Annotated in this window: 19 protein-coding genes; 10 read left to right on the forward strand and 9 right to left on the reverse strand. The window is 71.2% G+C overall.

The genetic code is table 11. The features are described from left to right. Positions 1-6 precede the first annotated feature (6 nt). The gene (locus tag EU555_RS07580) at positions 7-2,712 is read right to left on the reverse strand and encodes a CoA-binding protein (RefSeq protein ID WP_135414068.1); all 2,706 of its coding nucleotides are present in this window, start codon (positions 2,710-2,712) and stop codon (positions 7-9) included. 11 nt (positions 2,713-2,723) lie between these two features. Beyond that, positions 2,724-4,031, reverse strand: a complete 1,308-nt coding sequence (locus tag EU555_RS07585; protein ID WP_135414069.1) for an ATP citrate lyase citrate-binding domain-containing protein — start codon at positions 4,029-4,031, stop codon at positions 2,724-2,726. Between the two features lie 212 nt (positions 4,032-4,243). Here EU555_RS07585 and ppk2 point away from each other — a divergent pair, with 212 nt between their 5' ends. Both ppk2 and EU555_RS07600 read left to right on the forward strand, forming a co-directional pair. Beyond that, on the forward strand, positions 4,244-5,164 hold the full coding sequence (gene ppk2 / locus EU555_RS07590; RefSeq protein WP_135414070.1) for a polyphosphate kinase 2: 921 nt from the start codon (positions 4,244-4,246) through the stop codon (positions 5,162-5,164). A gap of 74 nt (positions 5,165-5,238) precedes the next feature. Then, positions 5,239-6,651 (forward strand): AEC family transporter, encoded by a 1,413-nt coding sequence (locus EU555_RS07600; RefSeq protein WP_245524186.1) that lies wholly within the window; start codon positions 5,239-5,241, stop codon positions 6,649-6,651. 29 nt (positions 6,652-6,680) lie between these two features. Here EU555_RS07600 and EU555_RS07605 read toward each other — a convergent pair whose 3' ends face one another. Next, on the reverse strand, positions 6,681-7,130 hold the full coding sequence (locus tag EU555_RS07605) for a MarR family winged helix-turn-helix transcriptional regulator (RefSeq protein WP_135414072.1): 450 nt from the start codon (positions 7,128-7,130) through the stop codon (positions 6,681-6,683). 218 nt (positions 7,131-7,348) lie between these two features. Here EU555_RS07605 and EU555_RS07610 point away from each other — a divergent pair, with 218 nt between their 5' ends. From EU555_RS07610 to maiA, 6 genes are all read left to right on the forward strand, one after another. Next, positions 7,349-8,302 (forward strand): MBL fold metallo-hydrolase, encoded by a 954-nt coding sequence (locus EU555_RS07610; protein ID WP_135414073.1) that lies wholly within the window; start codon positions 7,349-7,351, stop codon positions 8,300-8,302. Between the two features lie 81 nt (positions 8,303-8,383). Next, a complete protein-coding gene (locus EU555_RS07615) occupies positions 8,384-10,039 on the forward strand; it encodes an FAD-dependent oxidoreductase (RefSeq protein WP_135414074.1) in 1,656 nt (551 codons plus the stop codon). Further along, positions 10,039-10,263 carry a DUF2783 domain-containing protein gene (locus EU555_RS07620; protein ID WP_135414075.1) on the forward strand — a complete coding sequence of 75 codons (225 nt, stop codon included), beginning with the start codon at positions 10,039-10,041 and terminating at the stop codon, positions 10,261-10,263. Before EU555_RS07615 ends, EU555_RS07620 begins: the two co-directional genes overlap by 1 nt. 121 nt (positions 10,264-10,384) lie before the next feature. Next, positions 10,385-11,746: a homogentisate 1,2-dioxygenase gene (gene hmgA, locus EU555_RS07625; RefSeq protein WP_135414076.1), complete on the forward strand. Its 1,362-nt coding sequence runs from the start codon at positions 10,385-10,387 to the stop codon at positions 11,744-11,746. Beyond that, positions 11,746-13,056: a fumarylacetoacetase gene (gene fahA / locus EU555_RS07630; protein WP_135414077.1), complete on the forward strand. Its 1,311-nt coding sequence runs from the start codon at positions 11,746-11,748 to the stop codon at positions 13,054-13,056. Before hmgA ends, fahA begins: the two co-directional genes overlap by 1 nt. Further along, positions 13,053-13,688, forward strand: a complete 636-nt coding sequence (gene maiA, locus EU555_RS07635; RefSeq protein WP_135414078.1) for a maleylacetoacetate isomerase — start codon at positions 13,053-13,055, stop codon at positions 13,686-13,688. The genes fahA and maiA overlap by 4 nt, the downstream gene beginning before the upstream one ends. A 233-nt stretch (positions 13,689-13,921) precedes the next feature. Here maiA and EU555_RS07640 read toward each other — a convergent pair whose 3' ends face one another. The 5 genes from EU555_RS07640 to EU555_RS07660 are packed head-to-tail and all read right to left on the reverse strand — an operon-like array spanning position 13,922 to position 18,334. Next, positions 13,922-14,407 carry a hypothetical protein gene (locus EU555_RS07640; protein ID WP_135414079.1) on the reverse strand — a complete coding sequence of 162 codons (486 nt, stop codon included), beginning with the start codon at positions 14,405-14,407 and terminating at the stop codon, positions 13,922-13,924. A gap of 40 nt (positions 14,408-14,447) precedes the next feature. Then, positions 14,448-14,771, reverse strand: coding sequence for a hypothetical protein (locus EU555_RS07645; RefSeq protein WP_135414080.1), 324 nt, complete (start codon positions 14,769-14,771; stop codon positions 14,448-14,450). Positions 14,772-14,797: 26 nt separating this feature from the next. Beyond that, a complete protein-coding gene (locus EU555_RS07650) occupies positions 14,798-16,234 on the reverse strand; it encodes an MBOAT family O-acyltransferase (protein WP_135414081.1) in 1,437 nt (478 codons plus the stop codon). After that, complete coding sequence (locus EU555_RS07655; protein ID WP_135414082.1) at positions 16,215-17,540, reverse strand: GDSL-type esterase/lipase family protein; 1,326 nt, start codon at positions 17,538-17,540, stop codon at positions 16,215-16,217. The genes EU555_RS07650 and EU555_RS07655 overlap by 20 nt, the downstream gene beginning before the upstream one ends. Then, positions 17,537-18,334: an SGNH/GDSL hydrolase family protein gene (locus EU555_RS07660; protein ID WP_135414083.1), complete on the reverse strand. Its 798-nt coding sequence runs from the start codon at positions 18,332-18,334 to the stop codon at positions 17,537-17,539. Before EU555_RS07660 ends, EU555_RS07655 begins: the two co-directional genes overlap by 4 nt. Positions 18,335-18,932: 598 nt before the next feature. Here EU555_RS07660 and EU555_RS07665 point away from each other — a divergent pair. Together EU555_RS07665 and EU555_RS07670 are read left to right on the forward strand one after the other, a co-directional pair. After that, positions 18,933-19,256: a hypothetical protein gene (locus EU555_RS07665; RefSeq protein WP_135414084.1), complete on the forward strand. Its 324-nt coding sequence runs from the start codon at positions 18,933-18,935 to the stop codon at positions 19,254-19,256. A 94-nt stretch (positions 19,257-19,350) separates the two neighbouring features. Then, positions 19,351-19,863 carry a hypothetical protein gene (locus tag EU555_RS07670; RefSeq protein WP_135414085.1) on the forward strand — a complete coding sequence of 171 codons (513 nt, stop codon included), beginning with the start codon at positions 19,351-19,353 and terminating at the stop codon, positions 19,861-19,863. 72 nt (positions 19,864-19,935) lie between these two features. Here EU555_RS07670 and EU555_RS07675 read toward each other — a convergent pair whose 3' ends face one another. Next, complete coding sequence (locus tag EU555_RS07675) at positions 19,936-21,024, reverse strand: mandelate racemase/muconate lactonizing enzyme family protein (RefSeq protein WP_135414086.1); 1,089 nt, start codon at positions 21,022-21,024, stop codon at positions 19,936-19,938. Positions 21,025-21,390: the final 366 nt, after the last annotated feature.

Below are 21,390 nucleotides of genomic sequence, written 5' to 3' on the forward strand. Positions count from 1 at the left end.
GCGGGATCAGGCGACGAACCGGCATTGCGAGGCCGGCGTGCGCGTGTCCATGTTGCGGCCGCGGTTGATGTGGTCGTCCGCATCCGCCGCGCAGCCGAGCATGCGGGCGAAGAGGAAGATCGTGAAGGCCGCCGTCTCGAGCGCGCCGCCCGACAGGCTGCCGTCGCGATAGGGCCGCCACAGCATCTTCAGGAGCAGGGCCGCGATCACCGCGTCGATGTTCACGCAGTAGACGGTGCGCGACACGCCCGCCTCGAACAGGGACTGGACCAGGGTGCGGTAGTAGGCGTGGAAGGCGTTGTAGTCCCCCCGCGCCGCCAGGAGGTCGTGGATCCAGAGTTCGCGCGGGTCGTGGTTCACCGCCTTGTCCTTGAAGACCGGGTGGTTGACGCCCGGGATCTTCTGGATGTCGAGGCTGCCCAGCGTCTTGCGGTCCGACTTGTAGCGGGCGTAGTCCGCCACCGTCCGGTCGGCGAGGGCCTTGAGGTCGATCCCGTGGTCCGGGTCGGCCGGGTCGGCGAGGTTCGCGTCGCGGAACTGCTCGATCAGGAAGGCGATGCCCTCGTAGCCGTTGCCCCCGTGGGTGTAGCCGGCATGGGTCAGGAACCCGATCATCGCCTTGTTGAGGTGCACCCGCTCCGGGCTCTCCGGCCCGTCGGCCGAGACCGCCCCCTTGCACCCCTGCGCCGAGATCGTGCCCGGGCCGTTCGACAACAGGAGCCCGATCAGGGTCTCGAACACGAAGACGTCGTCAGGCTGGCCCTCGCGCCCGAGGAGGGCGAGGCAGCCGATCTCGCCGAGGGTGCGGCGGGCGAGGAGGTCGGCATTCGGCACGCCGCAGAGGCTGTCCGGCCCGTGTGCCGCCGCCGGCAAGGCCGCGCCCAGCAGCGTGCCGAAGAGCTGGAGCCACCAGGGCAGGCTCTCGGCGGTGAGGCGCGAGATGCGCTTGCGCATCAGCGGGCCCCAGGCGAGCGTCGTGGCGATCGCGGCCAGGACCGCGTCCCGGGTCGGGTGGCCGTCGAGGCTCAGCAGGTAGCGCAGAAAGACCGAGCGGGCGCCGCGGGCCTCGAGCGCGGCGAGGAGCGCCTCGGCCCGGGGATCCGGCTCGGGGCCGACGAGGAGCCCGGACAGCTCGGCGTCGGGTGCGATCCGGCCGAGGTCGAAGCCCTCGTCGAGGGCGCTGCCGAGCCTTGCCTCCGCGAAGCGGTCGGTCAGGAGCCGGCAGAGGCGCCGGGCGGTCTCGGCGCGGCGCGGGCCCACCAGGCTCGCGGCGGCGGCCAGCACCATGTTGGGCGCGTTGCCGGCCTCGCGGGCGGCTTGCGCCGCCGCGAGCTCCGGCCGCCCGTGCAGGTTCACCTCGGCGGCGATTGCGGCGTTGACCAGCGCCCGGTCGTTCTCGCTGGCGGGCTCGCGCAGGAGGGCCAGCACGAGGTTGGCCTCCATCGGCAGGCGCGCGGCCTCCAGCATCGACACGCCGTGCAGGCTCGTGACCTGGGTCTTGGGGTCCATCTGCGAGGCGCCGGAGGCGTCCTTCATCGCTTGGCGCGGCAGGACGACGCCGATCTGGCGGTCGAGCCGCGCGATCTGCTCGCCATAGGGCGCCACCGCCTCGACGACCGGCAGGTCGAGCTCGGCCGGCAGGGTCAGGCCCGCGCTGGAGCCGAACCACGGCTTGAGGGCGAGGCTGCTCTCGGGCGCGAAGTCGGGCCGCGCCCCGTTCTCGCGCATCACCGCGGTGAGCGCCGCCGGGATATGGGCGATGTTCGTCACCACGGCGCCCTTCGCCGAGACGACCGGGTTGTCGGGCGTGAACAGCCCCGCGACCCCGAGCTTCTCCATGAACCACCGCTCCTTGGCGGCGGCATCGTCGTCGCCCCCCGCCATGGCGCCGGCATGGCCCACCGCCCGGGTGAGCCGGCTCTTCCAGCGCCCGACCACGCAGGCGACGACGGGCTTGGTGAAGTGCGCGTCCTGCTCGTAGTAGCCGCCCGGCTCGACGTAGAGCACCGCCGCCTTGCTGCGCGCGTCGTTGGCGAGGGCGAAGGCGAATTCCGGCGCCGCGTACTGGATGTAGACGTCCTTGCCGCTGGAGATCAGCGTGGTGGTGCCCCAGCCGCTCATCCGCAGGTAGGTGGCGATGGTCGTGGTGAAGTTGCCGGAATTGGAGAAGATCGCGATCGAGCCCGGCCGCAGCGCCTCGCCCGGGTCGTCGCCGCCGAGCGCCCCGCCGATCCGCACCTGGTGGTAGGAATCGGCGACGCCCAAGCTGTTGCCGCCGAAGATGTCGACGCCGTTCTGCTGGCCGAGCGCCCGGATCTCGCGGCTGTCGTGGACCGACAGCTTCTCGGTGACGATGAAGATCTTGCGCAGGTCCGGGTTGACCCGGATCAGCTCGGCGACGCCGTCGCGGGCGCCCGACGGCGGCAGGTAGACGACGCCGCAATTGAAGCGGTGCCCGGCCTCCAGCCCCTCGCGGACGTTGTTGTAGACCGGGATCCCGCCGAGCGGCGTCTCCAGCACCTGCCCGCTGCGGCCCGGCGAGGTGCCGAACACCACGTTGCCGCCCGAATAGGCGTGGCCCACCGGCGTGACGTCGCTCGACTCGCCGCCCAGGATGTTGAGCACGCAGACCCGGTCCTCGCGCGTGGCGATCCGGTCGAGCGAGCCGATGCCGACGTGATACTTGAAGCTGCCGACGCTGTGCCTGTGCATGATGCCCTCCCTTACTCGGCCGCCTGCTTGAGGTCGGTGCGCGGCGGCTCGCCGATGGTGAGGGCGCGCGCCACCGCCTCGCGGCCGCCCTGCTTCATCCACTGGTCGGCCTTGCGGGCGTAGGCGACGACCTCGCTCATGTCGGAATCGAACCCGAACAGCCGGTAGGGCAGCCCGAGGGCCTCGGCGGTGTCGCGCAGCGCCCCCATGCCGCGGATGAGGTTCGGCCCGCCGCGGCCGGCCACGATGTAGAGCGGCGTCGGCCCGTGCCGGCCGACATGCTCGCGCAGCGCGTCCGCCATCGCCCGGAAGGTCTCGAAGATGTCGGTGTTGTTGGACTTGCCGCCGATGATGAACAAGACGTTGGCCTGCTTCAGCCAGTGCTTGAAGCAGATGCGCGCCACCTCCTTCATCTTCTCGTAGGGCGGGTTGCCGCCGAAATCGGAGGAGATGATGGCGTCGTCGCCAAGCATCTCGGTGACGAGGGAGTTGGCGCCGCCGCCGAAGGTCGGGGCCAGGATCGTGCCCGAGGCGTTGATGATGCAGACGTCGCTCTGGCCCTGGTAGGTCCGCAGCTGGTTGATCTCGGCCTCGAAATCCGAGTAGTCGACCGAGAACAGGTGGCCGGGCAGGCCGAGGCGCTGCCAGCGCGGGTCGTCGCGGTCGAAGCCGCACTTGAAGTCGCAGGCCACCGGGGTGAGGCGACCGTTCCGGTCCGGCCGCATCCGGATCGGGTTCAGCTCGACCGTCGTCATGCCGAAGCCGTGATAGAGTTCCCAGAGCTTCGGCAGCTGCTGCACCAGGGGCGAGATCAGGGCCTTGGGGGCGTTCAGCTCGGAGAGGGCGTTGGCCACCACGAAGGCCTTGAGGCCGGTCAGCGGATCGAAGGGAACCTGCGCGACCTCGCTCTTGTCGAGCTCCTCGATGTCGATGCCGCCCCGGTGGGTCAGCGTCATGGTGGGCGCCCGGAAGCGCGTGCTGTCGGAGATCGAGAAGTAGACCTCGTGCTCGGCCGGCACCGCGCCCTCGAACGTGACGCCGTTGGCCTTGGCGACGGCGTTGCCGTGGCGGTGCTCGACGAAGTAGAGCCGCTCCTTCTCGCGCAGGGCCGTGCGCAGGTCGAAGGCGCGACCGAGAAGACCGGCCTTGCCCTTCTTGCCGACCCCGCCTTTGAACACCGGCTTGACGAAGACCGAACCGTGGCGGTCGATCAATCCCTTGATCTCTTCCTCGCTGGCGTCGGGCCCGAGCACCTCGGAAGTGGGAAACCCGGCGAAGTGCAAAAGCTTCGCGCCGTGCAGCATGCCCGTGACTTGCATCGTCTCCTCCGTGCTTCGTTTGAGCGCACGGTAACGGGCCAACCTGTCAGCTACCTGTCGCGAATGTTAGTCCGGGGTGAAATCGCCGGATCCCGCGCGCGCGCCGCGAGACCCGCCCGGGTGCCCCGCCTCGCCCTCCCGCCGGCTTCTCGATAGTGTCACGGGACCGCCCTTAAGCTCGCGCCCCGGGACGAACGGGAGCGGGATCGACCATGAGCGAGTTGCGGGGCGCGTCCGACGCCGGCGCCTTGGAGGCGCTGCGGCGCGAGATCGCGGAGGCCTACGAGGAGGAGCTGGAGCTCGAGATCGAGGAGGAGCGCCTCGCCGGCCTCGTCCCGCCGCCCGAGGGCATGGGCGAGGGGGTCGACCGCCGCCTCTACTTCCGCGAGCTCCTGCGCCTGCAGCACGAGCTGGTCCGCCTCCAGGACTGGGTCCAGACCAGCAAGCTCAAGGTCGTGGTGCTGTTCGAGGGCCGCGATTCCGCCGGCAAGGGCGGCGTCATCAAGCGCATCACCCAGCGCCTGAACCCCCGCGTCTGCCGCGTCGCCGCCCTGCCCGCCCCGAGCGAGCGCGAGCGCGGCCAGTGGTATTTCCAGCGCTACGTCAGCCACCTGCCGACCGGCGGCGAGATCGTGCTGTTCGACCGCTCCTGGTACAACCGGGCCGGCGTCGAGCGGGTGATGGGCTTCTGCTCAGAGGCGGACGTGGAGGAATTCTTCCGCTCGGTGCCCGAGTTCGAGCGCATGCTGGTGCGCTCCGGCATCATCCTGGTGAAGTACTGGTTCTCGATCACCGATGCCGAGCAGGCCCACCGCTTCGAGATGCGCATCCGCGATCCGCTCAAGCAGTGGAAGCTCAGCCCGATGGACGTCGAGTCGCGCCGGCGCTGGGAGAGCTACACCCGGGCGAAGGAGGACATGCTGGCCCGCACCCATATCCCGGAGGCGCCGTGGTGGGTGGTCGACGCGGTCGACAAGAGGCGCGCCCGCCTCAACTGCATCAGCCACCTGCTCGAGCAGGTGCCCTACGGCACCGTCGAGCGCGCGCCCGTCCACCTGCCGGCGCGGGTGCGCAACCCCGATTACGTCCGCGGGCCGATCCCGGCGGAGATGTACGTCCCGTCCCGGTACTGACCGGCGGATGGGCGTGGGCTCGCGCGCGGCGGCGCTGTCTCGGCCGACACCGAGTTCGCCACGCCCAATCGGCGGTGGTGTTCTTCAATGCCGGCCTCGGCTTGCCGAATATCGGCGCCGTGGTCCTGCCGAGCGGCGGGCCGATCTACCCGCTGGCGACCCCGGCGGTGCGGGTGAAATACGGACCCGGCGAGCGCCTGTCGTTCCAGGGCGCCGTCTTCAACGGCGATCCCGCCGGCACGCGCCGGGGCAGCGACAGCGACCCGCAGGCCCGCAACCGCTCCGGCCCCAGGTTCCGGGTCAACGATCCGGCCCTTCTCCTCGGCGAGGTCGCGTACGCCTACACCCTCAGTGTGGGGGGAAAGCCTGCACGGCACCGCCACCCTCGGAGGACTGGCCGGGAGATGGATCGCCGGCGCGTCGCGCGCGTCACCCCTCCTGCCGTCACGACCTGTGAACACCACGGGGAGGGGCACGCGGCACCCGCGCAGGCCGGGATTTTCGCTATAGGGGAGGCCGGCAGGACAGGGTCCCACGGCATGTCACATCTCGCGGCGATCGCGTCGACGCTGGTCTCGGTCATCCTTCCGGTGTTCGGCCTGATCGTGATCGGCCGCCTGATCATCCGGTTCGGCATCGTCGATCGGGGCGAGACCAAGGGGCTGACGGGCCTGATCTTCTGGGTCCTGCTGCCGTCGTTGCTGTTCCTGTCGATCATCGGCAGCAGGACGCCGCCGCGGCTCGACGTGATCGGCACCTACTTCGCGGTGGCGCTGCCGCTCTTCGCCCTGTCGGTCCTCGGCGGGATCGCGCTCTTGCGCTTGACCATCGCGCAGGCGGCGGTGTTCGGGCTGAACGCGGTCTTCGGCAACACCGTCCTGCTCGGCATCCCGATCGTCGGCGCGATCTGGGGCGGCGCGGGCCTCGCCGTCCTCCTGTCGATCATCGCCGCGCACTCGCTCCTGCTGCTGCCCGCGGCGACGGTTCTGGTCGAGCTGGACCGGGGCGTGCCTCGCGACCGCCTCGTCCACACCCTGCGCGACACGATCACCGGCAGCCTCAAGAACCCGATCATCTCCTCGATCGTGGCGGCCACGCTCTGGAACGCGACCGGCCTCCCGCTGCCGGAGGGGCTCAGGCGGATGCTCGATCTCCTGGCCCAGGCCGCGCCGGCGCTGGCGCTGATCAGCCTGGGCGCCTCGCTGCCCGTCCTGCGCCGGGAGACGGTCGGCCCGTCCGTCCTGCTGGCGGTGGGGATCAAGCTCGCCGTCATGCCGCTCGGCATGGGGCTGGCCGTGACCCTCGCGGGGATCCCGGCCCCGGCCTCGCTCATCATGATCGTGACCGCCGCCCTGCCGACCGGCGCGAACGCGTTCCTGCTCGCGCACCGCTCGGGGGCGATGATGGAGGTCTCGGCGGCGACGGTCGTGGTGGCGACGGTCCTCTCCGTCGCGACGCTCACCGGCATCCTGTCGGCCGCGCTATGACCCGGATGGGCGCCCGAATCCGGCGTGCCTCACGGCTGGCAGTTCATGAGCCCCAGCGACTGTTCCAGCGTGAGCAGGGCGTCGTCGAGCGCCCGCCTCTGCGCCGCGCTCAGGCCGGACAGGAGCTGTTCCTCGCGCGCCAGCAGCAGGGGCACGAGCTCCCGGTAGACCTCCCTCCCCCGCGGCGTGAGCTGAAGCATGATCTCGCGACGGTCGTCGTCGCTCTCCTGCCGCTCGACGAGGCCGAGTTCGGTGAGCTGCCCGACGGCGCGGCTGATGCGGGATTTGTGGGTGCGGGTGCAGCGCACGACGTAGTTGGCGCTGCGCGGCCCGTCATGCATCCCCAACGTCGCCAGGACCCGCCATTCCGGGATGTCGATGCCGAACCGCGCGTAATCCGCCGTCAGGGCGGTGCTGAACTCGGCCGCGAGGCGGTTCAGCCGGAACGGCGTGAAGCTGAGCAGATTCAGACGATCCATGCACGCTCTCGGAACGCGTCCCCCGGTCACCGGGAAGCGGCTGCGCAATAGTCCCCTTGACGGTTGCACTCGCAACTGGTTAGGAGTGGTTGCACTCGCAACAAGCACAGGCGTCGCGACTTTGCAATGCCGGAGCGCCCATCCCGCGCCGTCCGCTACGGGAGGGAACGCGCGAGGCAAGGCGCACGAGGCAAGGCGCGCAAGGGAGGAGAACCACGATGAGCAAGGGTTTCGCCAGCCAAGCCGACCTCGCCGAGAAGAAGGAGACGTTCTCCGAGCTGGCCCCCGGGGTCTACGCGCTGACCGCCGAGGGCGACCCGAATTCCGGGATCGTCGTCGGCGACGATTCGGTGCTGGTGATCGACGCCCGGGCGACGCCCCGCATGGCCGGCGACCTCGTCAGGAAGGTGCGCGAGGTGACCGACAAGCCGATCCGCCACGTGCTCCTCACCCACTACCACGCCGTGCGGGTGCTCGGCGTCGCCGGCTACCCGGACCGGGTCAACGTGATCGCCAGCGACGTCGCCCGCGCGATGATCGTCGAGCGCGGGCAGCAGGACATGGAGTCCGAGATCCAGCGCTTTCCGCGGCTCTTTCGCGGGCGTGAGGAGATCCCGGGCCTGACCTGGCCGACGCTGACCTTCCACGGCGAGATGACCCTGTGGCTCGGCGCGCGGGAGGTGCGGATCATCCATGCCGGGCGCGGCCACACCGCCGGCGACACGATCGCGTGGCTGCCGAAGGAGCGGGTGCTCTTCTCCGGCGACCTCGTGGAATACGGCGCCACGCCCTATTGCGGCGACGCCCATTACGGCGACTGGCCCGCCACCCTCGACCGCCTGGAGGCCCTGAAGCCCAAGGCCCTTGTGCCGGGCCGCGGCGAGGCGCTGACCAGTCCCGAGCAGATCCGCGAGGGGCTGGAGGGCACCCGGGCCTTCCTGCGCGACCTGTTCGGCATCGCCAAGGCCGGCGTCGCCGCGGGCCACGACCTCAAGGCGGTCTACGATCGGGCGATGAGCGAGATGCGGCCCAAATACGGGCACTGGGTCATCTTCGAGCATTGCATGCCGTTCGACGTCAGCCGCGCCTACGACGAGGCGAAGGGGATCGACACGCCGCGGATCTGGACCGCCGAGCGCGACATCGAGATGTGGCGGGCCTTGGAGGGCTGACTCCGCGCCGTCAACGACGAACGACGCCCGGATTCCACCGGGCGCACTCCCCTGACCTAAGGAACGCCACAGGGAGCGCCGATGACCGCTCAACCTCGCTTTGCCCCCACGCCGGCGCCCGAGCCGGGCGGCCGCCGGCCGGTCGTGGTGATCGGCGCCGGGCCGGTCGGCCTCACCTGTGCCATCGACCTCGCCATCCGCGGCGTGCCGGTGGTGGTGCTCGACGACGACGACACCGTCGCGACCGGCAGCCGGGCGATCTGCTGGGCCAAGCGCACCCTCGAGATCTGGGACCGGCTCGGCGTCGGCCAGCGGATGGTCGACAAGGGCGTGACCTGGCAGGCGGGCCGCGTCTTCCGCGGCGAGGAGGAGCTCTACCGCTTCGACCTCCTGCCCGAGAGCGGGCACCGCCGCCCGGCCTTCATCAACCTGCAGCAATACTACGTCGAGGAGTACCTGATCGCGCGGGCGGCGGAGTTTCCCGACCTGATCGACCTGCGCTGGCGCCACGAGGTCACCGGGCTGAGGCAGGGCGCCGAGGGCGCGCGCCTCGACGTCGCGACGCCGGACGGCGCCTATGCCCTCGAGGCCGAATGGGTGCTGGCGGCGGACGGGGCGCGCTCTCCGACCCGGACCCGGTTGGGCCTTCCCTTCCCGGGCCCGCGCTTCGAGGAGCGCTTCCTCATCGCCGACGTGACGATGAAGGCGGATTTCCCGACCGAGCGCCTGTTCTGGTTCGAGCCGACCTTCCATGCCGGCCAGAGCGCGCTCCTGCACCGCCAGCCCGACGACGTCTTCCGCATCGACTTCCAGCTCGGGCCCGAGGCCGATCCGGAGCTGGAACGCCAGCCCGAGCGGGTGATGCCGCGGGTGCGCGCCGTGGTGGGCGAGGACACGCCCGTCACCCTCGAATGGTGCTCGGTCTACTCGTTCCGCTGCGCCCGGCTCGAACGGTTCGTGCATGGCCGCGTGGTGTTCGTCGGCGACAGCGCCCACGTGGTCAGCCCGTTCGGGGCCCGCGGCGGCAATGGCGGCATCCAGGACGCCGACAACCTGTGCTGGAAGCTGGCGCTCGTTCTGCGGGGCGAGGCGCCCGAGAGCCTGATCGCGACCTACGACGAGGAGCGCGGGCATGCGGCCGACGAGAACATCCTCCATTCGAGCCGCACCACCAACTTCATGACGCCCAAGACGAAGGCCGAGCGGCTGTTTCGCGACGGGGTGCTGGCGCTCGCCGCCGAGGCGCCCTTCGCCCGCGCCCTGCTCAATGCCGGGCGCCTGTCGCGGCCGTGCCGCCTCGCCGGGTTCTCGCTCCAGACCCCCGACCCGATCCCGCAGGCCGATGGCTTGCGGCCCGGCGATCCGTGCGTCGACGCGCCGGTGGTCGACGCGGCGGGTCGCGCCGGCTGGCTGCTCGACCGGCTCGGCGGGCCGTTCACGCTCCTGGTCTTCGCCGGGGCCGAGGCGCCCGATCTGGGCCCCCTGCCGGACCTCGCGCCGGGGCTGCGCTGCGTCGTCGTCGCCGAGCGCCTGCTGGCGGTGCCGGCAGCCGAGATGTTGCGCGACGCCGAGGGCCTCGCGGGGCTCCGCTACGGAGGCAAGCCCGGGACCGCCTATCTCATCCGCCCCGACGCGCACGTCGCCGCCCGCTTCGCGGAGGTCGACCCGGCGCGCGTGGCCGAGGCGCTGGCACGGGCGACCGGCCGATCCGGCACGGCGGCTCGGGAGGCGGCGTGATGACGGGTCTGCTGCGACGGGACGACGGCTTCTCCGGCCGGGCCGACGACGTCTACGAGAGCCTGATCCGCGCCCATCAGGGCCTGAGCGACGAGGAGAGCGCGGCGCTCAACGCGCGCCTCGTGCTGATCCTCGCCCACGAGGTCGGCGATCCGGCGGTGCTGGCGGAGGCGATCGCGCTCGCGCAGCGCACGCTTCGCCGGGCCGACGGGCCCCGTTCCTGACGGGAGCCTCGAAGGCGACCGCCCCGAACGACACGCCCTCGGCTACCTCCCGGGCGCCGAGGCGGTCCGGGGGCGCCATGCCCACCCATCGCGTTGTCCATTGGCACGGGAGATCCACCCCATGAACCAGCTGGTCCACCCCGCCCCCGCCGGGACGCAAGCGGCGACCCAGATCCATCCGGGCTACATGTCGGGCTTCGGCAACGGCTTCGAGACCGAGGCGCTGCCCGGCGCGCTGCCGGTCGGCCGCAACTCGCCGCAGAAATGCCCCTACGGGCTCTATGCCGAACAGATCTCCGGCTCGCCCTTCACCGCGCCGCGCACCACCAACGAGCGGTCCTGGCTCTACCGCATCCGCCCGACCGTCATGCACTGGGGCGCCTTCCGGAAGGTCGATGCCGGGCTGTGGCGCACCGCCCCGGCGCCCGAGGTCGAGATGGCGCCGGCGCCCCTGCGCTGGGACCCCGTCCCGATCCCGGCCGAACCGCTCTCCTTCGTCGAGGGGATCCGCACCATGACGACGGCCGGCGACGCCGGCTCGCATGCCGGCATGGGCGCGCATCTCTACTTGGCCACCCGCTCGATGCAGGACGAGTACTTCTACAATGCCGACGGCGAGATGCTGGTGGTGCCGCAGCAGGGCAGCTTGCGCTTCCGCACCGAGTTCGGGATCATCGACGTCGAGCCCGGCGAGATCGTGGTCATCCCGCGCGGCGTGAAGATCGCGGTCGCGCTTCTCGACGGCCCGGCCCGGGGCTATCTCTGCGAGAATTACGGCGGCGCGCTGACGCTGCCGGAGCGTGGGCCCATCGGCGCCAACTGCCTGGCCAACCAGCGCGACTTCCTCACCCCGGTGGCGTCTTACGAGGACCGCGAGGCGCCCGGCACGATGCTGGTGAAGTGGGGCGGGAGCCTGTGGGCGGCCGAGATCGCCCACTCGCCCCTCGACGTGGTCGCCTGGCACGGCAACTACGCGCCCTACAAGTACGACCTGCGCAAGTACTCGCCGGTCGGCCCGATCCTGTTCGACCATGCCGACCCGTCGATCTTCACGGTGCTGACCTCGCCCTCGGAGACGCCCGGCACCGCCAACATCGACTTCGTGATCTTCTCCGACCGCTGGCTGGTGGCCGAGAACACCTTCCGGCCGCCGTGGTACCACCTCAACGTGATGAGCGAGTTCATGGGGCTGGTCTACGGCGTCTACGACGCCAAGACCGGCGGCGGCTTCCAGCCGGGCGGCGCCTCGCTCCACAACACCCTGCTGCCGCACGGGCCGGACGTCGACGCCTTCGAGAAGGCCTCGAACGCGGAGCTGAAACCCCACAAGCTCGAGGGCACGCTCGCCTTCATGTTCGAGACGCGCTTTCCCCAGAAGGTCAGCCGCTTCGCCGCCGAGACGCCGGCGCTGCAGACGGATTACGGCACCTACGGACGCAAGCTCGCCAAGCACTTCGACCCGAGCCGGCCGGAGGCGCGCTGATGACGGGGATCGACCACACGCACGACGCGGCCCTCCGGTCCTGGGTGCCGGGCGCGGACGGGCATCCCGACTTCCCCATCCAGAACCTGCCGCTCGGCGTGTTCTCACCGGGTGACGGCGTGATGCGGCCGGGCGCCGCCATCGGCGACCGCATCCTCGACCTTAAGGCGCTGCTCGCCACCGGCCTGCTCGCGGGCGACGCGGCGGCAGCCGCCGAGGCCGCTGGGGAGACTGCCCTCAATTCGCTCCTCGCCCTCGGGGCGGGGCCGCGCCGGGCCCTGCGGGCGCGCCTGTCGGAGCTGCTGCGCGCGGGCTCGGCCGATCGCGACCGGGTCGCCCCGTTCCTGCACGAGGCGGCCTCCTGCACGCTGCACCTGCCGGCGCGGATCGGCGACTACACCGACTTCTACGTCGGCATCCATCACGCCGAGAACATCGGCAAGCAGTTCCGGCCGGACAACCCGCTGCTGCCGAACTACAAGCACGTGCCGATCGGCTATCACGGCCGCGCCTCGTCGATCCGGCCTTCCGGCATCCCGGTGCGCCGGCCGCGCGGCCAGTCCAAGGCGCCGGATGCGGCCGCGCCGCGCTTCGGCCCCTCGGCCCGGCTCGACCTCGAGCTGGAACTCGGCGTGTGGATCGGCCCCGGCAACGACCTCGGCACGCCGATCCCGATCGGCGCGGCGCAGGACCACGTCGCCGGCTACTGCCTGCTCAACGACTGGTCGGCCCGGGACATCCAGGCCTGGGAGTACCAGCCGCTCGGCCCGTTCCTCGCCAAGAACTTCGCCTCGACGATCTCGCCCTGGATCGTCACGCCGGAGGCGCTGGCCCCGTTCCGCATCCCCCAGGCCGCGCGCCCCGCGGGCGATCCCGCGCCCCTGCCCTACCTCCTCGACGAGTCCGACCAGGCGAGCGGCGCCTTCGACCTCCGGCTCGAGGTGCTGCTGGTGACGCCCGGCCTGCGGGAGGCCGGCCTCGCGCCCCACCGGGTCTCGGTGTCGAATGCCCGGCACATGTACTGGACGATGGCGCAGCTCGTCGCCCACCACACCAGCGGCGGCTGCAACCTGCAGCCCGGCGACCTCCTCGGCACCGGCACGCTCTCGGGCCCGGATCGCGACGCCTGCGGCAGCCTGGTCGAGGCGACCCTGGGCGGCCGGGAGCCGCTCCGGCTCGCCTCGGGCGAGGAGCGCCGGTTCCTGGAGGACGGCGACGAGGTGATCCTCCGGGCCCGGGGCGTGCGCGAGGGCTTCGCGACGGTCGGCCTCGGCGAGTGCAGGGCGGAAATTCTGGGAGCCGTCGCGTGAAGCTCTACGGCTACTGGCGCTCGACCTCGTCCTACCGCCTGCGCATCGCGCTTGCGCTGAAGGGCGTGGTGCCGGAGCAGGTCCCGGTCCACCTCGTGCGCAACGGCGGCGAGCAGCGCGGCGAGGCCTACCGGCGGATCAACCCGCAGGGCCGGGTGCCGAGCCTCGCCCTCGACGACGGCCGCGTGCTGATCCAGTCCCCGGCGATCATCGAGTACCTGGAGGAGGTGTATCCGGATCCGCCGCTCCTGCCGGCGGATCCGGTCGCACGCGCCCGGGTCCGGGGCGTGGCGGCGATCATCGGCTGCGACATCCATCCGCTGCATAATGTCGGCCCGCTCGACCACCTGCGGCGCGATCTCGGCCGCCCGGAAGAGGAGGTCGGCGCCTGGATCGAACGCTGGATCGCCGAGGGCTTCGCGGCGGTCGAGGCGCTGATCGACGGCGAGGGCTACTGCTTCGGGTCCGGGCCCGGACTCGCGGACGTGTACCTCGTGCCCCAGGTCTATGCCGCACGGCGCTTCGCCGTGCCGCTCGAGCCGTTCCCGAAGATCCGGCGCGCGGCCGCGCTCGCCGAGGCGCACCCCGCCTTCCAGGCTGCCCACCCGTCGCGCCAGCCCGACGCCGAGTAAGTCAAGTCGCGTTCAGTCTATTCCCATACGAATAAAGCGCGGGATCCCCTCTCCCGTGTGGGAGAGGGGTAGGGGTGAGGGTGGCGCGCTTCCGTGTAAAGCTCAGAACGTCGTGCTGGCAGCGGAACGGTGCAGTCTTTCTGCGGCACCGTCGCCACCCTCAACCCCGGCCCCTCTCCCACACGGGAGAGGGGAGATGCGCTCCATCTTTATGCGAAATCATCAGCCGGACATCACTCGCCGATCCGGCTCCTGATCTCCTGCGCCAGCGCCGCGTAGTTGCGCGGGTGGATGTTGTCGCCCCCGGGGGCGAACGAGACCGTCTTCACGCCGTTCGACGCCGCCCAGCTCTGGACGAGTCCGCGGGCGCCGTTCGCCGGCAGGACGAGGAGCAGGTGGTCGCCGGCCTTGGCCGAGACCGTGGCGAGCGCCCCGCGGACCCGCGCCTCCGACTGCACCCGCTGGGCCGGCTGGATGCCGCGCGGGAAGTCGTTGCTGCCGAGCGACGCGATCGTCCAGTGGCCGCCCGCCCGCACCCGCTCGGCCACCGCGGTCGAGCTGATGCCGACCTTGGCGGAGGTCGAGCACACGCCCTTGAGCGCCATGCCGATCCCGACGCCGACGCTGTCCCCCACCACCATGCAGGCCGCCTGCGCGCCTGGGCTGATCCACAGGCTCGCCACCATGGCCGCGATGCCGAGCCGGCCACCGTTCCTCATCGTCCCTTCTCCTGTCACGCGCGTCAGAGGGGCTCACCGGTCAGTCCGGCTTGCGGGTGAGGTCCTTGCCGCGCTCGCGCAGGGCGCCGGAGATCGGGGCGAGGCCCAGGCTCTCGGAGAGAGCGACGAGGCGGGAGGCGCAAGCCTGGGCCGCGTCGACCGCCGGATTCGGCTCGAAATCGTCGAGCCAGGCGACGAGCGCCTGGGGATAGGCGAGCGCGAGGAGCAGGCAGGTCCCGTAGACGACGGCGATCGTCCGGCCCGCCGGGCCGAGGCGAAGGATCCCTGCCCCCGGCACCGGAAGGCCGCGGGCGATGGGGCGAACGGGCGCGAGCCGGTCTGCGGGTTGGGCGAGGGTCGTCATGATCAAGTCCGGCTTTCCCGATCGGATCAGAACTGGAAGTAGATGAAGGGTGCGACGCCCGAGGGCGCGAGCATGATCACCGCCCAGATCGTGGCCGTGCCGAGCGCGACCTTCGCGGCGACCGAGACCTTGCGGAAGGAGCGGTCGGCGGCGTCGTAGGCGGACGGGGGCAGGAGCTGGGTCAGGAAGCCCGCCATCATCAGGACGAGGACGAGGGGCGAGGCGGTGAGCGGCGCGCCGTCGCCGACGCGGCGCAGGATCGTCGCCAGGTAGTCGCAGGCGCTGCCGGCATCGGCCGACCGGAAGAAGATCCAGGCGACGCAGATGAAGTGGAAGACGAGGAGCCAGCGGATGGTCTGGCCGAGCTCGCCGCGCAGGAACTGGCGGACGCGGCCAGCCTCGTCCGTCGCCTCGCGCAGCAGGCGCTCCGCCGCGAGGCCGACCCCGTGGAGCGCCCCCCAGACGATGAATTGCAGCCCGGCCCCGTGCCAGAGCCCGCCCAGCACCATGGTCAGGATGAGGTTGCGGTAGGTGAGCCAGCGGCCGAGGCGGCTGCCGCCGAGGGGGATGTAGAGGTAGTCGCGCAGCCAGGTCGAGAGCGTGATGTGCCAGCGGTGCCAGAATTCCTGCAGCGACAGGGCGATGTAGGGCTGGTCGAAGTTCCGCGGGAACCGGTAGCCGAGCAGGTTGGCGACGCCGATCGCGATGTCGGTATAGGCGCTGAAGTCGCAGTAGATGACGATGGCGTAGGCGTAGGCCGCCAGGATCAGGTCGACGGTGCCGTAGGCCTGCGGGTTGGTGAAGACCGGATCGACGAACAGGATCGAGAGGTGGCTCGCGACCACCACCTTCTTGAACAGGCCGCCGAGGATCAGCAGCGCGCTTCCCCCGAGATCGATGGCCTTCGGGTCCGAGGGGCGGGCGAGCTGATCGAGGAACTCGGCCGCGCGCACGATCGGCCCGGCCACGAGATGCGGGAAGAAGCTGATGTAGAGGAGGAGATCGAGGAGCGAGCGCGAGGCCCGGACCTTCCCGCGGTGGACATCCACCACGTACGAGATGCCGTGGAAGGTCAGGAACGAGATCGCCACCGGCACGGCGAGCCCGGTCGACCCGGGATCGAGGTGCAGCCCGGCGAGCGCGGCGAGCGCCCGGAGCTGGGCCGCGGCGAAATCGTAGTACTTGAAGAAGCACAAAGGCGCGAGATTGCCGGCGACCGCGAGGCCCACCACCCATTGGCGCCGGCCCGGATCGGCGATGCGTCCGACGAGCAGCCCGACGCCGTAGTTGAACAGCGAGGACAGGAACAGGAGCAGCAGGAACGGCACGCTCCAGAAGCTGTAGAAGACGTAGCTCGCGATGACGAGCATCGCCTTCTTGAGCGTGTTGCGGCGGTTGAGCAGCCACGTGCACGGCAGCACGAGCATGAAGAACAGGGCGAACTCAATGGTGGGAAACAGCATCGTCGCCTCTGAGCAATGCCCGCAATTCCGGCTCCAGGAAGCCGGCGAAGGCCTGTCCGCCGATCCGGTAGCCCGCCTTGGTGAAATGGATCCGGTCCTTCGCCATCAGGGGCGGGTCGGCCGACATCCAACGTGACGCCCCGCAGCCGGCCGGCATGATCCCCCACCAGTCCCAGAACGGGATCCGCTCCGCCGCGGCGAGGCGGCGTTGCACCGCGCGCACCTGATCGAGCTGCGGCGGCCGCCACGGGCACGCATCGGCCCCCTCAGGAGGCTGCGCGGCCGGGTCGGCGGGACATGGCCGGGCCGGGTCGGGCTTGCAGGCTGGCGCCGCGCGCTCGGCCTGCGGCGGCCCGATCATCACGAGCCGCGCCCCCGGCACCGCCCGGCGGATCACGCGCAGCACGGCGGCGTAGCGCCGCTCGTAGGCGGCCGGATCGAGCCCGGCGTCGAACCCCTCGTTGGTGCCGAAGGCGAGCACGACGATGTCGGGCGCCAGCCGCCGGACATTGTCGGCGAGCGTCGCCTCGGGGTAGCGGCCGAGCCAGTCGATCGTCGCGCCCGGCACGCCGAGGCTGCTGTAGGTGACCCCGGCTCCCGCGCGGACAATGCCGACGCCGAGGAAAGCCACCGGCCTCGCCTCGGTCGTCCGGATCACCAGCCGCCGGAAACCGGCGCTGCCGGCGGGGGGACGGACCGTCAGGGTCTTGCGCTCCGCGATCCCGGCGGCGAGGGAGGCGGCAAGGACCGGCGCGCCGTCGACCTCGACCGCGACCGCGCCCATCCCGGGACCCGTCCGCGCGTCGATCTCGATCGCCGTATAGGCGACGGGCACCTCGCTCGCGAAGGAGAGGGTCTCGCCGGCGCGGTCGGTTCCCGCCACGTAGCCGGAGAGCCCGAACAGGTCGGGCCGCGTCGCGCGCTTCAGGCTGTCGTAGCGCCAGCCGGCGCTCGCCGACGCGGACAGGCTCGTGCTGCGGATGCCCGGATGGGGCGTTCCCGCGGCGAGGTAGCCGATGCCGCCGGCACCGAACCGCTCCTGCAGGATGCGCCGCGCGGTGCCGGTGAACTGGTCGGCGGCGGTGTGGCTGTCGCCGATCTGCAGGACGGAGACCGCCCGGCGGGCATGTCGGACAGGCGGGGCCTCCGCGCCGCCGATACGCAAAGGCGCGACGGCCGCCACCGCCGGGCGGGGCACGGAGGTTTCCCCGTCGGCACCGGGGGCCAGCGCGACGACCGTCACCGGCAGCAGGATCGCTGCGCCGAAGGCGGCCAGGCGGCCGCGCCGGCCCCCGGGGAGTCTCATCGATGCGCCTGCTGCATCCGGCAGGGAGTGCCGATCGCGTGCCCCTGCTCCTTCAGGACGCCGGCGACCGCAGCCAGCAGGTAGGCGGAGACGACGTCGTAGCCGGCAGTCGTGAAGTGGATCCCGTCGGCGGCGCGGAGCTGGACCTGCGCGCCGCGGAGATCCGGCCCGTAGGGCTGGAACGCGTCGGGGCCGGCGCTGCCCAGCCGCCAGGGGGCGACGAAGCGGACCTTCGGATCGCCCAGACCCTTCACCGCCTCGGCGAAGATCGCGTTCTTCTCCGCGGCGTCGTCCTGGGCGGCCGCGTCGCGCAGGACCGGCAGGCCGATCCACACCACGCCCGCCTCGCCGGCGCGCAGGTTCCGGGCCATCGCCTGGCACAGCTCGGTGTAGCGCGTCCGCCAGGCCGGCGTGCCGAGATCGAACCGGGCCCGGCTCGCATCGACGATGCTCTGCCGGTCGTTGAGCCCGATCGACACCACCGACAGGGTCGGCTTGAACTTCGCGACGACGGCCTTGCTCTCGGACACCCAGTCGAACTTCGCCGGGCGGGTCAGGCCGGTCCCGTTCTCGGCGAAGCGCCCGAGCTTGACCCGCCCGCCGAGGCATGCCTCCCGGGCCGCGAGACGGGTCACCCCGCCCCACATTCCGTCGGACAGCGAATCGCCGACGAACGCGATGCGGATCTCGCCGGGGCTCTCGGCCGCGACGGCCCTGGCGGGACCGGCGCCCGCACAGACGAGGGAGGCGAGGCCGCCCATGACGGCGCGGCGGGAGAGTTGATCGGTTTCCATGGCGAGCACCCTCGATCATGCCGCGGCGCCGGCTCGGGCCACGCCGCAGATGTCGTCCTGCGTGATGATGAAACAGACGATCGGCGCCCTGGTCCGCCGACGGCCAGGGCCTGCGGCGCGCGGGGTCGGCACCGACCAGCTTGCGGCAGAACAATCTCCGCCGACTAGTCGTCGAGGATCCGGCTGTTCGAACAAGAACTCGGCCGGTCGTCCCGGCATCGACCGATCCGAGGCGAGCAGGGCGCGAAGACCGACATCCAGGACTTAAACAGACTGACGCTTGAGCACGGCATGACCTGGGGCCCTGGGGTTCGTCAACGTCGGCGAGCCGCTTCCTTGGCGGTGAATGTGGCTGAAACAGCGATAAGTTTAGGTTAATCGGTGTGGTTTACGGTTCGTTACCAAGCTCAGTCCTCGCCCGCCGCGGCGGCTTCTCGACAGGGCGTTGTGACGGAGCACGTCGGATTTCGAAGACAATAGTCTCAAAGAACCCAGGTCGATAAAATTTTAGCGGGCCGCGCAGGTCTGCTTCAAGGCGCAAGCGTCACGGTGTCGACGTCGTCCAGTCGACCTGAAGAAAAGGCCTGAAGAGGCAGCCATGTCCGACACGCTCTCCTCCGCTTTCTCCGCCGCCCGTCGCCTCGCCCTCGTGACGGCGGCCGCGCTTCCGCTGGTGGGTCTCCAGGCGCCCGCCCAGGCCCGTGACGGAGGAGCGATCGCGGCCGGCATCATCGGCGGCCTGGCGCTCGGCGGGCTGGCGGCGGCCGCCGCGTCGCAGCCGCGCTATGCCTACCCGGCTTACCCGTACCCGGCCTACGGCTATCGCCCGGTCACCTATGTCCGGGATTGCTGGATCCAGCGCCGGCGGGCGCGCGACGATTTCGGCAACGTCTACTACCGGCGGGTGCGCGTCTGCGACTGAGAGCCAGGAAACCGGGAGCCGCCTTCCGCCCGACGGCGGGGCGGCTCCGTCGCCCGATTCGCACGAAGAGACCAGTCGCACAGCGAGACCCGGAATGATCGGACGATACCTTGGCCTGGCACTGGCCGTCGCGGGCTGCGGACCGGGCGTCGCGCAAGACCTCGGCAGCGCAGGCATCACCATGCAGGGCAATTACAACACCATCATCTACAACAACGGGGCGATGAACCTGGTCCCGAACGGCGCCCCGGCGGAGGCCCGGCCGGTCCGGTCCGGCGGCTCGCTATGGGAGCACAACAGCTCGGTGGTCAGCCTCGAGGCGGCCGGCAACCAGCGGCGCTTCTACTACCATCGGCCCCGGGCCGGCATGGGGGAGGCCGGGGCCCGGCCGGGCAGCCTGCTGTTCGAGGGAATCCGGTCCGGCAACCGGTACCACGGTACCGCCTACATCTTCGCGGGCCGCTGCGGCACCTACCCGTACCGGGTGAGCGGCACCGTCATCCAGGACCGCGAGGTGGTGATGCGCGGGATGGCGCCGCGGATCGACCGCTCCGATTGCCAGGTGTCGGGGCAGATGAGCGACCTCCTGGTGTTCCGGCTCCTGTGACGCCGCCTCCGGACGGCCGGCCCTTGCCGGACGGTCTCGACCGTCCGGCGCCGTGCACGGGGAAGGGGCGCTTCAGGCGCGGATCGCGGCGAGGCCCTTCCAGTCGAAGGTGATGCCGTGGCCGGGCCGGGCCGGCGCGACCGCGAAGCCCTCCTCGATCACGAGCGGTTCGGCGATGTAGCGGTCGAGGCCGAAGCCGTGCGCCTCCAGGTAGGAGCGGTTCGGCGCCGCCGCGAGCAGGTGCACCGTGACGTCGTGCGCGCCGTGCGACGTGACCGGCAGGTTGAAGGCCTCGGCGAGGTGCGCGATCTTCATGAAGGGGGTCACGCCGCCGCAATTCGTCACGTCCGGCTCCGGAAAGGTGACGCCGCCCGCCGCGATCAGCTGCTTGAAGTCCCACAGGGAGCGCAGGTTCTCGCCGGCGGCGATCGGCAGGCCGCCCTCGCGCACGACGCGGGCCTGGCCGGCGACGTCGTCCGGGATGACGGGCTCCTCCAGCCACAGCGGCGCGAAGGGCTGGAATGCACGCGCGGCGCGGATCGCCTCGTCGGCGCTCCAGCGCATGTTGGCGTCCACCATCAGCGGAAAACCCTCGCCGAGATGCTCCCGCATCGCCTTGACGCGCGCGACGTCCTCGGAGAGCCGCGCGCGGCCCACCTTCATCTTGATGGCGCGAAACCCCTTTCCGAGATTGTCGTCGGTCTGCCGGAGCAGCTGGTCGAGCGGCAGGGCGAGGTCGATGCCGCCGGCATAGCAGGGCACGCGGGGATCGTGGCCGCCGAGAAGCGTCCAGAGCGGCTGGCCCAGGCGCCGGGCCTTCAGGTCCCACAGCGCCATGTCCACGGCCGACTGGGCCAGGACCGTAGGGCCGCCACGGCCGCCGTAATGCTGGCCCCACCACAGCCGCTGCCAGACGTGCTCGACGAGGTCGCCGTCCTGCCCGACGATCTGCTCGGGGATGTCGCGCCGCAGGATCGCGTCGACGGCCGCGCCGTTGCGGCCGCAGGTATAGGTGTAGCCGACGCCCTCGGCGCCGTCCGCGTCGCGCAACCGGACCGTGTTGAGCTCGAAGGCCGGCATGTCGCCGTGCATGCTGTCGCTGAGGGTGACCTCCAGCGGCACGCGGTAGTAGCCGGCCTCCAGCGACGCGATCCGTGGCATGGCATTCCTCCCGATGTCGTGCGGCGCGTCGGCCGCGCTCCGCAGTTCAGCTTTTTATTGTCGGTGTCCCCTAATGTCAGTCATCCAGAACGTCAAGACCTGATCGCGGAGCAATGCCCAAGACAGGCAGGATGTTTACGAGGAAAATCTCTGCTGCACGTCACAGTCATGCGCAATCGACGCTGTAGCAGACCGAGCCGCTTCGTCTTGCTCGCGCATCGTCTTGACGGGCGGGATGGGTCGCCCGCATCGCAGCCGGCCGCCTCCCCTCTCCGTCGGCCACGCCGCCGGCGCGACGCAGGCGCGCCGGGAGGCGACGGGCGCAAGAGATGCCGCGCGCAAGAGATGCCGGGCTGCCGATGCGTC

Source organism: Methylobacterium nonmethylotrophicum (assembly GCF_004745635.1).
Taxonomy (GTDB): Bacteria; Pseudomonadota; Alphaproteobacteria; order Rhizobiales; family Beijerinckiaceae; genus Methylobacterium; species Methylobacterium nonmethylotrophicum.